We start from the raw sequence: 14,005 nt of genomic DNA, 5'->3' as shown, positions 1-14,005 counted from the left end.
TGTACATCAGTACGTGGTGTCGTCGAAGTCCTGGAGGTTTTCCAGTCCGGGCAGGTGCGGAGAAAGCTTGGGCAGGTCGGCAACGGTGCCAATACCCAATCTTTCCAGAAAAAGCGGTGTAGTTCCGTAGAGCACCGCTCCGGTCTCGGGATCGGTGGCCACGTCGGAGATGAGTCCGCGTTGAACAAGGGTGCGAACCACCGAGTCAACGTTCACTCCGCGGATCGCTGAGACCCGCGAGCGTGCAACCGGCTGCCGGTAAGCGATGACTGCGAGAGTCTCCAGCGCGGCCTGGGAAAGCCGGGCGCTTTGACCGTCAAGGACAAACCGTCCGACGACGGCCGCGAACTCGCTCCGTGTGTAGAACCGCCACCCGCCGGCGACATTTCGGAGCTCGATACCCCGACGCCGGGTTGGACCGGTATCCGGGCCCTGACCAGTATAGCCGTCATACTCGTCCTTCAGTTCCGCGAGCGCTTCCCGCACCTTATCCACGGGGACCTGCAAGGCGGTAGCCAGCTCCAGATCGGTCGCCGGTTCCTCGACGACGAGGAGCACGGCTTCCAACGCCGCAGGCACTCCCCCAGGAAGTGAGTCGACGTCCGGACCCTGCGGTTCTTCCGCCGCTGCAGCGTCTCCGGGGGGTTCCTCAGTGTGCTCGCTCACGGTCTCCTCCTTCAGCGTCTTCTTCTGCAACGGGCAGGACAGCTTGATCCTGATCGTCCCTGTCGTATTCCTCGCTGATGCTCACCGCTGACCACTCACGTTCACCGGCGGACCAACGGACTGTCAGCTCTCCCAGCGGCGCCGCCTGATCCATGGTGATCACCATGTCGCGGAACATCTCGAGCAGGGCGAGGAACCGGGCCACAACGACAAGAAGGGAGTCCGCGTCGTCGGTGAGCTGTCGAAACGACAGCACGCCCTGTTCCTGCAGCCGCCGCCCGATGATGTCTGCCTGCTCGCGGACGCTGACGGCCGGTGCATGCAGGTGGCCTATCCCGACTTCCGTCGGGGCCGGTTCCCGGGGCTCCAACGCCTTCGCTGCCACTGCCGCAAAGTCCGACGGCGACATCCGCCACGTCAGTTCAGGCATCATCGCTGCGAACTGAGGCTCCAGAGCCACCTGCCGCGGGAAGCGGGCGCCCTCGTCGGCCAGACGCGTTCCGAGTTGGCGGGCGATCTCTTTGAAGGCCTTGTACTGCAGGAGCCGCGCGAACAGGAGATCCCGCGCTTCAAGCAGCGCGATGTCCTCCTCATCCTCAACTTCACCCGAGGGCAGCAGCCGTGCCGCTTTGAGATCAAGGAGCGTTGCGGCTATCACCAGGAATTCACTGGCTTCGTCGAGGGAGAAGCTGTCCCCGGCCGCGCTGAAGGCACGGATGTAACCAATGAACTCGTCGGTGACCTTCGCGAGGGCGATCTCCGTGATGTTCAACTCATGTTTGGAGATAAGGCTCAGCAGCAGATCGAACGGACCGTTGAAATTCTCGAGCCGGACTTCGAACCGCCCTGCCTTCTCCGTTCCAGGCAGCGCGGCTGGGGCGCCGCCGTCGTCGTAAGCGTCCTGCGCCATCGGGCGGAGGAGCGGACTACGGTGCGCCGCCGCGGGAAATCAGTTCCCGGGCGAGGTTGCGGTACGCGTCCGCTCCGGAGTGATTGCCGGCGTAGGTGGTGATCGGCTCGGCGGCAACTGTGGCGTCGGCGAATTTGATGGTGCGCTTGATCACCGTCTCGAAGACCTTGTCACCGAATGCCTCAACGAGGCGCGCGATCACTTCACGGCTGTGAAGGGTCCGGGCGTCATACATGGTCGCCAGGACGCCGTCCACCTGCAGGCGCGGGTTCAGGCGGTCCTGGACTTTCTCGATGGTCTCGACCAGCAGCGCAACGGCACGCAGGGCGAAGAACTCACAGATCAGCGGGATGATGACGCCGTGGGCAGCGGTCAGCGCATTCACTGTCAGCAGGCCGAGCGAGGGCTGGCAGTCGATGAGAATGACGTCATAGTTATCCTCGACCTTCCGCAGTGCGCGGTCCAGGACCTGCTCGCGGGCCACTTCGTTGACAAGCTGCACTTCAGCGGCCGACAGGTCGATGTTCGCGGGCAGAAGGTCGATGTTCTCGACGCCGGTGTGCTGGATGGCGTCTTCAATATTGACCTTGCGGTCCATCAGGACGTTGTAGACGGTGACATCAAGCTCGTGCGGGTTGGTGCCCAGCCCTGCAGAGAGCGCACCCTGGGGGTCAAAGTCCACGAGGAGGACGCGGCGGCCTGCTTCGGCGAGCGCAGCGCCAAGGTTGATAGTCGACGTGGTCTTGCCGACGCCGCCCTTCTGGTTCACCATGGCGATGACACGGGCCGGCCCGTGGGAGGCCAGGACCGGTGGTTCGGGGAATTCTGTGACCGGACGTCCGGTGGGGCCAATCTCTGAGTCGGTTGCGTCCTTCAGAGTTGTGGAACCCTGTTCGCTACTCACGTATCTATCCACGCTTCCGTCTAGTGCTTGTCCAGTAACTGGTACTGCTCGCTTGCTTCACCACGTTACAACCGGTGTTCGATTGATCAGTGGAAATACCCGGTGGCCGAACCGCGAGCCTTTAGTCTCAACCTGAGCTTCAACGTTGAGGGTTCTACCCCGCAGAATGACTTGGCAGGACACTCCCCTCTTGATGGTGCATCAGGGGTGTGTCCTGCCAAGTCATGGATGTGTCGACTCGTGCCGGGAAGGTCAGCGGGTGGCTGCTACCTTGTCTCCGTCGCGTCCGGCGAGGTGGCCCTCCGCAATGTCGGTCCTGGTCTCGGCGCCGTCTTCGACAGTGTCAGCGTGATCGTCCTCGAAGTGTCCGGCGCTCATGGTCGCTTCGTCGAACGGCAGACGGCCGGCGAGTACCTCGTCCACCTGACCGCGCTCGATCTCCTTGGTCCAGGTACCGATCAGCAGGGTGGCAACGGCGTTGCCCGTGAAGTTGGTCAGGGCGCGTGCTTCCGACATGAAGCGGTCGATGCCGACGATGAGGCCGACGCCGTCCACGAGGTCGGGGCGGTGTGACTGAAGGCCGCCTGCCAGGGTAGCCAGGCCGGCGCCTGTGACGCCGGCAGCGCCCTTTGAAGCGATGATCATGAAGATCAGGAGCGAGATCTGCTCGCCCAGGGCCAGCGGGGTACCCAGTGCGGAGGCCACGAAGAGCGAGGCCATGGTGAGGTAGATCGCCGTGCCGTCGAGGTTGAAGGAGTAGCCGGTGGGAACCGTGACGCCGACTACCGGCTTGGAGACGCCGAGGTGCTCCATCTTGGCGATGAGGCGCGGAAGCGCTGCTTCCGAGGATGACGTCGAGAAGATCAGCAGGTACTCGCGGGCCAGGTACTTCATCAGCTTGAAGATGTTGATGCCGGTGACCATCTTGAGCAGCCCACCGAGGATGACCACGATGAAGATGATGCAGGTGACGTAGAACGCGGCCATCAGGGTGAACATGCTGACGATGGCCTGGACGCCGGTTTCACCGACGACGGCGGCGATGGCACCGAACGCTCCGATCGGAGCGAGCCACATGACCATAATGAGGATGCGGAACACGAGGGCCTGGATGTGGCCGATGCCGCGGAGGACCGGCTTGCCGGCGGTTCCCATTTTCTGCAGCGCGAAGCCGACGAGCAGGGCGACGAAGAGAGTCTGCAGGATGCTGGTTCCGGTGAGTGAGGACAACAGGGTGTCCGGGATGATGCCGAGAAGGAAGTCGACGGTGCCTTCCGACTTCGTGTCATCGGTCTCATAGCTGGCACCGGAAATATCCAGGCCTTCACCGGGCTGGATGATGTTGCCGACCACCAGGCCGATGGCGAGCGCAAAGGTGGACATCAGCATGAAGTAGCCGAGTGCAAGTCCGCCGACCTTGCCGACCGTGGCGGCCTTGGCGATGGATCCGATACCGAGCACGATGGTGCAGAAGATGATCGGTGCGATCATCATCTTGATCAGGCCGATGAAGGCAGTGCCGATGGGCTTCATCGACTTGGCCACCTCCGGCGCGACGAGACCCAGGATGGCGCCGAGGATGACGGCGGCGATGACCGCAATGTAGAGGGTGTGGGTCTTATCCACCCTCTTGCGGGGCTTGTCGACCGAAGCGGCAGACTGTGCAGGCATCTTCGCCATGCTGTTACTCCTTATGCTGGTAGGCGGCCCATTGGCCGGTTCCTATTCATCGTGGGCGATACAGTGATTTGGGTCACCATTGCGTTCATACTGTTCGCCGGCCCATGCAACCCAAGCTGAGCCGTCCGCAAATCCAGGACGGGAGCCGCAGGCGAAAGGAGTGGAAGACGCATGAGGAACTGGAGTTTGGCCCGGCAGTTCTTCATCGGGCAGCTCGTCTTCGTCCTCGCCCTGACGACCACCATCTCGTGGGTGCTTTACCTCGATGCCGAAGACAGCACGTTTGACGCAGCTTCCCAGCGCATGCTCGCGGTTGCAACGACCTTCGCGAATGATCCCTATGTACTGGAGGCGGTGCAGGCTCCGAAACCGTCCGACCTGCTGCAGCCTTATGCAGCGGAAGTGATGAATGATCTCGGAGTCGATTTCATCACCATCATGGATACCGACAGGACCAGGTATACCCACCGCAACATCAGCGAGATCGGTGGACGCTACATCGGGTCCGTCGACCAGGCGCTTGCCGGTAACCCGCATACAGAGGTATTTACCGGTACTCTCGGACCCTCGGTCAGGGCAATCGTTCCGATACGAACAGAGGACGACGACGTCACCGCGCTCGTTTCTGCCGGCGTCACCGTGGATACAGTCTCCATCGCGCGCAACGCGCAGCTCCCCCTCGTCTGGCTCATTGCCGCCGGCGCCCTGACGGCCGGCACGATTGTCTCCCTGCTGCTCAGCCGTCATCTGCGCAGGGCAACCCTCGGCCTCGGCACCGAGCAGCTCTCCCGGATGTTCGTGTTCTACGACTCTGTGTTGCATTCAGTCCGGGACGGACTGGTACTGACCAACCTCCGCGGGGACCTCGTACTCTACAACGACCAGGCCGCAGCGCTATTGAACCTGCCCTCCTCGGTTCCGGGCGAACCGAAGCCGGCCTCCGACGTCGGCCTCTCCCCCTCGATACAGGAGTTGTTGATGAGCGGACGCAGGGCAATGGATGAAATCCATGTCACTGACGATCGTGTGCTGGTAGTCAACCAGGAACCGGCCATCCCAGCGTCCGGAACGAAGCCGCTGGGAACGGTGACCACGATCCGCGACCACACCGAACTTGAGGCTCTCTCGGATGAAGTCCAGACCATGCGCACGTTGACCGAAGCACTCCGCGCCCAGACCCACGAGCACGCCAACCGGCTGCACACCATCGTGTCCCTGATTGAACTCGACCGGCGGTCGGACGCCCTTGAGTTCGCGACCCGCGACCTTCAGCAGTCCCAGCAGCTCACCGATGAGGTGGTTGCGGCCATTGACGAACCCTTCATCACCGCACTGCTGGTCGGTAAGGCTGCGCAGGCCAACGAACGCGGACTGCAGCTGTCAATCGACGTACCTGAGACACTGGAAACCCGCGGAATGGACCCCAGGGATCTGGTCACGATCGTCGGTAACCTGCTGGACAACGCGTTCGACGCCGCCGCAGCTTCGGAAGACAGGTCCGTCGCCCTGTCCATCCACACTGCCGGTGAAGACGCCGACACTATCGTCATCGAGGTCAGCGACAGCGGACCGGGCCTGGACGATGCACAACTCGGTAATGTCTTCACGCTCGGCTCCACTTCGAAGGGAGCGGCCGGAACCCGCGGACTGGGCCTGGCCCTGGTACGCCAGGCCGTGCACCGGTTAGGCGGAACCATCACCGTCATGAACGACGGCGGCGCATGTTTCACTGTCCTTCTCCCGGCGGGCGCCTCCCCCTTGCCGGGCAGGCCGAATGAGCAGCCGGCCCAGCTGAGGACGCATGGAGAACTGCCGAATGGGTAGCAGCATCTCGAGCCACCCCATCCGGGTGCTGGTGGTGGAGGATGACCCCATTGCAGCCGAAGCGCATGCCCTGTATGTCCGCCGTCTTGAGGGGTTTGAGCTCGTCGGTACTGCAGGTACCGGCTCCGATGCCCTCGCCATGGTCCGCAGGCAGTCAGACGCAGGCGCCGAGACCATCGATCTGGTGCTGCTCGATATGAATCTTCCGGACCTGCATGGCCTTGACATCATCCGTCGGATCCGCGGCTCAGGCAGCACCGTGGACATCATCGCGATTACGGCCGTACGTGAGCTTGGAGTGGTCCGGTCCGCGATCTCATCGGGAATTGTGCAATACCTGATCAAGCCGTTCACCTATTCGGCATTCAGCGAGAAGCTGGGCAACTACAGGCAGTTCCGGGAGAACCTGCAGGCGCAGGCTTCGTCCACCACGCAGTCAGAAGTCGACAATGCCCTCGCTGCCCTGCGTCCGCCGTCGCAGGGAAGCCTGCCCAAGGGATTATCCGAGGAGACTCTGCGCGCCGTCGTTTCCTTCCTGTCGACGGCGAGCGCCCCGGTTTCCGCGGTGGAGGTGGCATCGTCGCTGGAATTGTCCCGGGTGACAGCACGGCGGTACCTCGAGCACCTGGCCGACAATGGGTCGGCGCGTCGAATGCCGCGCTATGGAACGCGCGGACGGCCTGAACTGGAGTACAGCTGGGCCCGCTAGGGGCTAACGCTCGTCAACCCTGTCCGGAAGCCCGAACGCCGGGAACAGTTCCGGATACAGGAAGTTGTGGTGGCCCACGATGCGGCCATCTGCCGCCTCGATGACCTGAATAGCAAACGGCTCCCACAGACCAGGTTCCACAGGGTGATACGCGCCGAACCCTGCGGTTCCATTCACCGTCACGGGGATAAGGCGGCTGTCCTTGCACACTATTCCCTTGCCCAGGAACCACGCCGCACAATCCTCCGGCCCACTGAGCCAGAGGTTGAACGGCGGCATCGACAGCACGGCATCATCCCGCAGCAGGGACACCAGCCGATCGATGTTGTACGTCTCGAAGGCTTCCACGTACTGCTCAAGCAGCACGGTGTGTTTGCTGTCCATGGTGGACATCAACGCCGGCCCCCGGCGCGCAGCGAGAGTCTTCCGCGCGCGCTGCAGGGCGCTGTTGACGGCGGCTACCGTCTGTTCCAGTAGATCGGCCGCCTCGCTGGCCTTCCAGGCGAGCACCTCACAGAGGATCAGCACAGACCGTTGCAGCGGCGGCAGGTGCTGCAACGCTGCCACAAAGGCGAGCCGGACTGACTCCTTGGCCAGGGCGACGTCGGCGGGGTCGGCGTTGAGGTCAATGACCTTGCTGTCGGCGATGGGTTGGACGAACGCGCTTTCGGGCAGCGGCGCTCCGAGCACCGCTTCCGACGTGGGGGTCGCCGGAGCTAACTCCATCGGCCGGGCACGCCGCTGCGGGCTGCGCAGCATGTCGATGCAGACGTTGTGGGCGATCTTGTAGAGCCACGTCCGGGTGGAGGAGCGCCCGTTGAAGTCGTTGCGGTTGTTCCATGCCTTGATCATGGTCTCCTGCACGGCATCTTCCGCTTCGGAGCCGGATCCCAGCATCCGATAGCAGTAGCCGGTCAGTTCCCTGCGGTAGCTTTCGAGGTCCTGGACAGACGTTCCTGCGGAAAGACCTACCTGTCCCGTCTCCATTGCTGGCTGCATGCCTTCAGCGTATCGGCGGGAGCCGGGACGAGACGAAGTTCGGCGGAAGTTTTCTTCGGAACCGATGATTTCCCTACGTCTCCGCCGTCTACTGGGTAAGCGAGCATTCACGCCGCCGAAACCCTCATCAAGGAGCGAGCACCATGACCACCAGCGTCTTCATCAATCTCCCCGTGAAGGACCTTCCGAAGTCGAAGGAGTTCTACACCAGCCTGGGCTGGAGCCTGAACCCGGCCTTCAGCGACGACAACGCCGGCTGCATCGTCATCAGCGACACCATCTATGTCATGATCCTGACGCACGAGCATTACCAGCAGTTCACCGACAAGCAGATCGCCGACACCTCAAACACCTCCGCCGTTCTCAATGCCATCAGCGTAGATTCCCCCGAGGAAATCGACGGCCTGGTCGACCGGGCGATCGGCGCGGGTGCCGTGGAGGGCAAGCCGCAGGACTACGGCTTCATGCGTTCGCGTACCTTCGCCGACCCGGACGGCCATTCGTGGGAAGTCCTCTGGATGGACCCGATCGCCCAGACCGGCGACTGGGCGGCGGTGCAGGAGAAGTACCCGCAGGAGGCCTGAAAGGACCATCACCTGACGACGACGGCGGCACCGCCCGGACGGTGCCGCCGTCGTTTGTCTGTATACAGAGCTGGGAGAAAAATCCCTATATCGCACGCTTCCGTTGATCCTGCCCACTGCGTTGTATACATTGGAACAAGTGCGACGAGCGAAGGAGCAGGCAGATGCGGGCAAGTGATCGCGCCTACCAGGCGTTGCGCTCCGACATCATGGATTGGCGGCTTGCACCCGGTGCGGTGCTCGCCGAAGTTGAGCAGTCTGCCCGGCTCGGTGTCTCACGGACACCTCTCCGCGAGGCGCTCTCGCGGCTGACGGCGGAAGGGCTGACGGAAGCCCACGCCGGACGCGGCGTCGTCGTCAGCGAAGTCTCGCTGGAGAAAATTGCGGAGCTGTTCGCCGTCCGGATTCCGCTGGACTGCACGGCCGCTGCCCTCGCGGCTGCTAACGGGGACCGGGAGTTGTTCGAAGGCTTGACCCTGCGGTTCGAATCGGCGTCGTCGCTCATCCGGAGCCCGGACACCGGACAGCGCCGGTACTACGAACTGGTCGCCGAACTGGACGCCGCCATTGACGCCGCCGCGGCGAATCCTTATCTCCTCCAGGCTCAGAAGCAGCTCCGCACGCACCTGAGCCGCGTACGCAGGCTGGCGCAGGATGACGTTGCACGCCTGACGGCCTCCGCAGCCGAACACGCACAGATCGCCAGATCAATCACGCAGGCCAACGGCGACCTCGCCGTTGCCTCCACCAAAGTCCACCTCCACAACAGCCTGCAGTATCTGCTCGCTGCACGAGCACACATCACCGCCACCCGAGAGGAAGCCCATCATGGTTGAGATTCATCCCGTCCGCGTGCACCGCAGCGAGGAAAACCTCCCCCGAAGCGGTCAACTTGCCTGGAAGATCGCCGAGGTTGCCACGGATCCGGTCGGGGTCGACGACGACGTCGCCGACATGGTGATCAACCGGATCATCGACAACGCCTCAGTCGCCATCGCCTCGCTGTCCCGTGCACCGATCGTCGCCGCGCGGGCGCAGGCGCTGAGCCACCCGGTCTCAGTCAACGGACGCGGCGCCACCCTCTTCGGAATCGGTGCGAAGAGTTCGCCCGAATGGGCTGCCTGGGCAAACGGCGTTGCAGTCCGTGAGCTCGACTACCATGACACCTTCCTCGCCGCCGACTACTCCCACCCGGGAGACAACATCCCGCCGATACTTGCAGTAGCCCAGCACACCGGCGCCTCGGGAGCCGACCTGCTCCGCGGCATCGCCACTGGATACGAGATCCAGGTGGACCTGGTCAAGGCAATCTGCCTGCACAAGCACAAGATCGACCATGTCGCGCATCTGGGCCCGTCCGCGGCGGCCGGCATCGGTACACTGCTGGGGCTCGACGCGGAGACCATCTTCCAGGCCGTAGGCCAGGCCCTGCACACGACGACGGCAACCCGCCAGTCCCGCAAGGGCGAGATCTCGACGTGGAAGGCGCATGCCCCGGCGTTCGCAGGCAAGATGGCCGTCGAAGCCGTGGACCGGGCCATGCGGGGGCAGACCTCCCCGACTCCGATCTATGAGGGCGAGGACGGCGTGATCGCCTGGTTGCTGGACGGCCCCGACGCCAGGTATGAGGTTCCGCTGCCCGCCGCCGGCGAACCGAAGCGGGCGATCCTGGACACCTACACCAAGGAGCATTCTGCCGAGTACCAGGCCCAGGCCTGGATCGACCTCGCGCGCCGGCTGAACGCTGCCCATCCGGAGGTCACCGATCCGGCGCGGGTTGAATCCATCCGGATCCATACATCGCACCACACGCACTACGTGATCGGCTCCGGAGCGAACGACCCCCAGAAATATGATCCTGCCGCGTCCCGCGAGACGCTTGACCACTCAATTCCGTACATCTTCACGGTTGCGCTGCAGGACGGCCGCTGGCATCACGTCGATTCGTACGCCCCGGAAAGGGCCTCCCGCGCTGACACCGTTCAGCTGTGGCACAAGGTCACCACCGTGGAGGACCCGGAGTGGACCCGGCGCTACCATTCACTGGACATCAGCGAGAAAGCCTTCGGTGGACGGGTCGAGATCACCCTGGCCGACGGCACCGTCATCATCGATGAGATCGCCGTCGCCGATGCACATCCGCTCGGAGCACGCCCCTTCACACGTGAGCAGTACATCGGAAAGCTACGTACGCTCTCCGCCGGCGTGGTGAAGGACGCTGAGCTTGACCGGTTCCTCGACGCGGTACAGCGCCTGCCCGAGCTCACGCCCGACGAGCTCGACCAGCTGAACCTGGCCGCCGCCGTCGACCTCCTGGCAGCAGGATCACCGAAAGGACTGTTCTAGATGCTGTACTCCTCCGTAACGCCCGAGCAGAAGCGGAAGGTCCTGCGGGCCGGACTGGCAAGCGGCCGTCTCCAGCAATTTCCCGGGGCCTTCAATCCGCTGTCCGCGCGGCTGATCGAAGACAAGGAGTTCGACGGCGTCTACATCTCCGGCGCGGTCCTGGCGAACGACCTCGGTCTGCCGGATATCGGTTTGACGACCCTCACGGAAGTCGCCACCCGGGCCGGCCAGATCGCCCGCATGACCGACCTCCCCGCGCTGGTGGACGCTGACACCGGTTTCGGCGAGCCGATGAACGTTGCCAGGACGGTCCAGGAGCTGGAAAACGCCGGCCTGGCAGGTTGCCACATTGAGGACCAGTACAACCCGAAACGGTGCGGTCATCTCGACGGCAAGAACGTTGTTGACGAAGACACCGCCGTCAAGCGCATCCGGGCAGCTGCCGATGCACGGCGTGATGGCAACTTCCTCATCATGGCCCGAACGGACATTCGCGGCACCGACACCCTCACTGCCGCGCAGGACCGGGCAAAAGCGCTGGTCGACGCCGGGGCAGACGCCATCTTCCCCGAGGCGATGCGGGACCTCACGGAATTCGAGGCCATTCGCCGGGCGGTCGATGTGCCGATCCTGGCGAACATGACCGAGTTCGGGAAGAGCGAGCTCTTCACTACTGCCGACCTTGAATCAGTGGGAGTGAACATGGTGATCTATCCGGTGACGCTGCTCCGTAGTGCGATGGGCGCGGCGGAGCGTACGCTGGAGACGATCAAGGCCGACGGCACCCAGGGGGCCGCCGTTGGCTCCATGCAGACCCGCGCACGGCTCTACGAGCTCGTCGATTACGAAGCGTACAACCGATTCGACACCTCAGTGTTCAACTTCCAGGTGCCCGGCGGACAGTGAGACACCCCGGCGCGCGCCGGACACCATAGACAAAGGAGTCAACGCATGACCGAACCCCAGATCTACAAGGGCCTCGCCGGAGTCACTGCGGACACCACCGCAATCTCGAAGGTCAATCCGGAGACCAACTCGCTGCTGTACCGCGGGTACCCGGTCCAGGAGCTTGCAGGTGCCCTGAAATTCGAAGATGTCGCCTGGCTCCTCTGGCACGGTGAACTCCCCACCGAAGCTGAGGCGCAACAGTTCCGCCAGCAGGGGCGCCCCTCGCGTGCATTGGCCGATAATGTGAAGGCCGCCATCGATCTGCTGCCGCTCAGCTGCCACCCGATGGATGTCGGCCGTACGGCTGTCTCCGTGATCGGCGCCAACCACCCCAAGGCGGAAGACTCCTCGCCGGAAGCCGAACTGGAGAAGGCGACGGAGCTGCTGGCGGCGTTTCCCGCCGTCGTTGCTTATGACCAGCGCCGCCGCCGCGGGCTCGAACCGGTGGAAGCACGCGAAGACCTGGATTACTCCTCCAATTTCCTCTGGATGACCTTCGGCGAGGAGGCAGCACCTGAGGTTGTTGAGGCCTTCAACACGTCGATGATCCTCTACGCCGAACACTCATTCAATGCCTCAACGTTCACCGCACGAGTGATCACGTCCACCCTCGCCGACCTTCATTCGGCGGTCACCGGAGCCATCGGCGCACTGAAGGGACCACTCCACGGCGGAGCGAATGAAGCCGTCATGCACACCTTCGAGGAAATCGGCATTCAGGCGGATGAGTCCCTGGAGGACGCGACTGCCCGAGCCAGGGCCTGGATGGAAGAGGCCCTCGCTCAGAAAAAGAAGGTGATGGGATTCGGTCACCGTGTCTACAAGAACGGTGATTCACGGGTTCCCACCATGAAGGCGGCCCTCGACGCGATGGTCAAGCACTATGGGCGTCCGGAGATCCTCGGTCTGTATGACGGGCTGGAGACGGCGATGCAAGAGGCGAAGGGCATCAAGCCCAACCTCGACTATCCCGCGGGTCCCACCTACCACCTCATGGGGTTCGACACTGAGATGTTCACACCCCTCTTCATCGCCGCACGCATTGCAGGCTGGACCGCACACGTCATGGAGCAGCGCGCAGCGAACTCTCTGATCCGGCCGCTGGCCGCCTACAACGGCGCGGACGAAAGACACCTCTCCTAGCCCGCGGACAGTGGCTGTCCTCAATTTAGGAGAATCCGTTCTTGAGAACGGACGCTCCCGGTAGGGTTTCCGGACATGGACATCATTCTGGTTCCCGGTTTCTGGTTGGACGCTTCCTCCTGGTCTGAGGTGAGCCCGCCGCTTACGGCTGCCGGACACCGCGTACACCCGCTGACCCTTCCCGGCTTGGAAGCGGTGGATGCTCCGCGGGAGGGGATCGGCCTGCGTACCCACATCGACGCCGTCGTATCGGTGGTGGATGCCATCGCCGATCCTGTGGTGCTCGTGGGTCATTCCGGTGGAGGAGCCATTATCCACGGCGTGGCGGACGCGCGTCCGGAACGCATTGTCAGGGCCATTTACGTGGACAGCGGTCCTCTCGGCGAGGACGGCGTGATCAATGATGAGCTGCCCTCGGATGGCGATGAGATACCGCTGCCACCGTGGGAGGTCTTTGATGATGAGGATCTCGTCGACCTGAACGACGAGCTGCGCGCCGACTTCCGGCGCCGCGCAGTTCCCCAGCCTCGCGGCGTCGCCTGCGATCCACAGCACTTGTCCGACGAACGCCGCTACGACGTTCCGGCCACCGTCATCGCCTGTGAGTTTCCTTCTGCGCAGTTGCAGGAATGGGTGGCGCAGGGGCATCCCTACGTCGCGGAGCTCGGGCGGATGAAGGACGTTGAGTACGTCGACCTGCCCACCGGACACTGGCCGCAGTTCACCCGGCCGAAGGAGTTGGGCGAGATCATTGCGGCGGCAGTCGACGGTTCTCCCCGCCCTCCTGCCGGCTAATCGAAGTCGGCGGTCGCCACCGTCTCATTATCCGGATTGAGTGTCACGGTCACATTCAGCGGCTGGCTGTGGAGCACGTGGCCGAGCCAGTGCTTTGCGTCGTCCCACATGCCGTCCCACGGCACCTGCTCGACTGGGTACCAGCAGGGATCAATTTCATCCGTGACGGCGGGGTGCCCGGAAAACCGTTCGGTGGTGAAGACTACGGCGTCCATATCTAGAACAGGCTTGACCGGAAAACGCCACCGGACCGGGCCCAGTTCCACGAGATCTGCGACCTTCACGACTACGCCGGACTCCTCGTGGACCTCGCGCGCAGCGGCTTCTCCGGCGGATTCTCCGGGTTCGATTCCGCCGCCGAGGGCCACGATTCGACCAGTGCCGAAACCGGAGCGCTTCATCCCCAGCAGGACTTCACGGCCGGCAGTTGTCTGCCGGAACAGGAAGCACAGCGCGACTCTGCGTGGGGTCATGAGAATCAAGTTTAGTCTCGGAGT

General features: G+C 63.4%; 14 protein-coding genes. 8 read left to right on the top strand and 6 right to left on the bottom strand.

Annotated elements, in window-relative coordinates; all coding sequences use genetic code 11:
* Window positions 1-6 precede the first annotated feature (6 nt).
* From scpB to M1D74_RS06685, 4 genes are all read right to left on the bottom strand, one after another.
* Entirely contained in the window at window positions 7-666 is a 660-nt protein-coding gene (scpB, locus tag M1D74_RS06700) for an SMC-Scp complex subunit ScpB (RefSeq protein WP_458116921.1), read from the bottom strand.
* Window positions 650-1,576 (bottom strand): segregation and condensation protein A, encoded by a 927-nt coding sequence (locus M1D74_RS06695; protein WP_458116920.1) that lies wholly within the window; start codon window positions 1,574-1,576, stop codon window positions 650-652. The genes scpB and M1D74_RS06695 overlap by 17 nt, the downstream gene beginning before the upstream one ends.
* A gap of 16 nt (window positions 1,577-1,592) precedes the next feature.
* Complete coding sequence (locus tag M1D74_RS06690; protein ID WP_204535418.1) at window positions 1,593-2,480, bottom strand: ParA family protein; 888 nt, start codon at window positions 2,478-2,480, stop codon at window positions 1,593-1,595.
* A 252-nt stretch (window positions 2,481-2,732) separates the two neighbouring features.
* Entirely contained in the window at window positions 2,733-4,160 is a 1,428-nt protein-coding gene (locus M1D74_RS06685) for a cation:dicarboxylate symporter family transporter (protein WP_309071172.1), read from the bottom strand.
* Between the two features lie 171 nt (window positions 4,161-4,331).
* Between M1D74_RS06685 and M1D74_RS06680 the strand changes: the two genes are divergently transcribed.
* Both M1D74_RS06680 and M1D74_RS06675 read left to right on the top strand, forming a co-directional pair.
* On the top strand, window positions 4,332-5,984 hold the full coding sequence (locus M1D74_RS06680) for an ATP-binding protein (RefSeq protein ID WP_458116919.1): 1,653 nt from the start codon (window positions 4,332-4,334) through the stop codon (window positions 5,982-5,984).
* Window positions 5,977-6,693: a response regulator gene (locus tag M1D74_RS06675; protein WP_309071174.1), complete on the top strand. Its 717-nt coding sequence runs from the start codon at window positions 5,977-5,979 to the stop codon at window positions 6,691-6,693. Before M1D74_RS06680 ends, M1D74_RS06675 begins: the two co-directional genes overlap by 8 nt.
* Window positions 6,694-6,696: 3 nt before the next feature.
* Here the strand turns inward: M1D74_RS06675 and M1D74_RS06670 are convergent, their stop codons facing one another.
* Window positions 6,697-7,692 (bottom strand): sigma-70 family RNA polymerase sigma factor, encoded by a 996-nt coding sequence (locus M1D74_RS06670; protein WP_458116918.1) that lies wholly within the window; start codon window positions 7,690-7,692, stop codon window positions 6,697-6,699.
* A gap of 143 nt (window positions 7,693-7,835) precedes the next feature.
* Here M1D74_RS06670 and M1D74_RS06665 point away from each other — a divergent pair, with 143 nt between their 5' ends.
* From M1D74_RS06665 to M1D74_RS06640, 6 genes are all read left to right on the top strand, one after another.
* Window positions 7,836-8,276 carry a VOC family protein gene (locus M1D74_RS06665; RefSeq protein ID WP_458116917.1) on the top strand — a complete coding sequence of 147 codons (441 nt, stop codon included), beginning with the start codon at window positions 7,836-7,838 and terminating at the stop codon, window positions 8,274-8,276.
* 164 nt (window positions 8,277-8,440) lie between these two features.
* Entirely contained in the window at window positions 8,441-9,112 is a 672-nt protein-coding gene (locus M1D74_RS06660; RefSeq protein WP_458116916.1) for a GntR family transcriptional regulator, read from the top strand.
* The gene (locus M1D74_RS06655; RefSeq protein ID WP_309071178.1) at window positions 9,105-10,622 is read left to right on the top strand and encodes an MmgE/PrpD family protein; all 1,518 of its coding nucleotides are present in this window, start codon (window positions 9,105-9,107) and stop codon (window positions 10,620-10,622) included. The genes M1D74_RS06660 and M1D74_RS06655 overlap by 8 nt, the downstream gene beginning before the upstream one ends.
* Window positions 10,623-11,528 (top strand): methylisocitrate lyase, encoded by a 906-nt coding sequence (gene prpB / locus M1D74_RS06650; RefSeq protein WP_458116915.1) that lies wholly within the window; start codon window positions 10,623-10,625, stop codon window positions 11,526-11,528. It begins immediately after the preceding gene.
* Window positions 11,529-11,573: 45 nt separating this feature from the next.
* Window positions 11,574-12,713, top strand: a complete 1,140-nt coding sequence (locus M1D74_RS06645; protein ID WP_309071180.1) for a bifunctional 2-methylcitrate synthase/citrate synthase — start codon at window positions 11,574-11,576, stop codon at window positions 12,711-12,713.
* Window positions 12,714-12,788: 75 nt separating this feature from the next.
* On the top strand, window positions 12,789-13,508 hold the full coding sequence (locus M1D74_RS06640; RefSeq protein ID WP_458116914.1) for an alpha/beta fold hydrolase: 720 nt from the start codon (window positions 12,789-12,791) through the stop codon (window positions 13,506-13,508).
* Here the strand turns inward: M1D74_RS06640 and M1D74_RS06635 are convergent.
* Window positions 13,505-13,981, bottom strand: coding sequence for an 8-oxo-dGTP diphosphatase (locus M1D74_RS06635; protein ID WP_458116913.1), 477 nt, complete (start codon window positions 13,979-13,981; stop codon window positions 13,505-13,507). The two genes, M1D74_RS06640 and M1D74_RS06635, sit on opposite strands and share 4 nt — an antisense overlap.
* Window positions 13,982-14,005 lie beyond the last annotated feature (24 nt).

Source organism: Arthrobacter sp. D2-10, from assembly GCF_054161285.1.
This window is presented reverse-complemented; position numbering and strand designations above follow the sequence as displayed.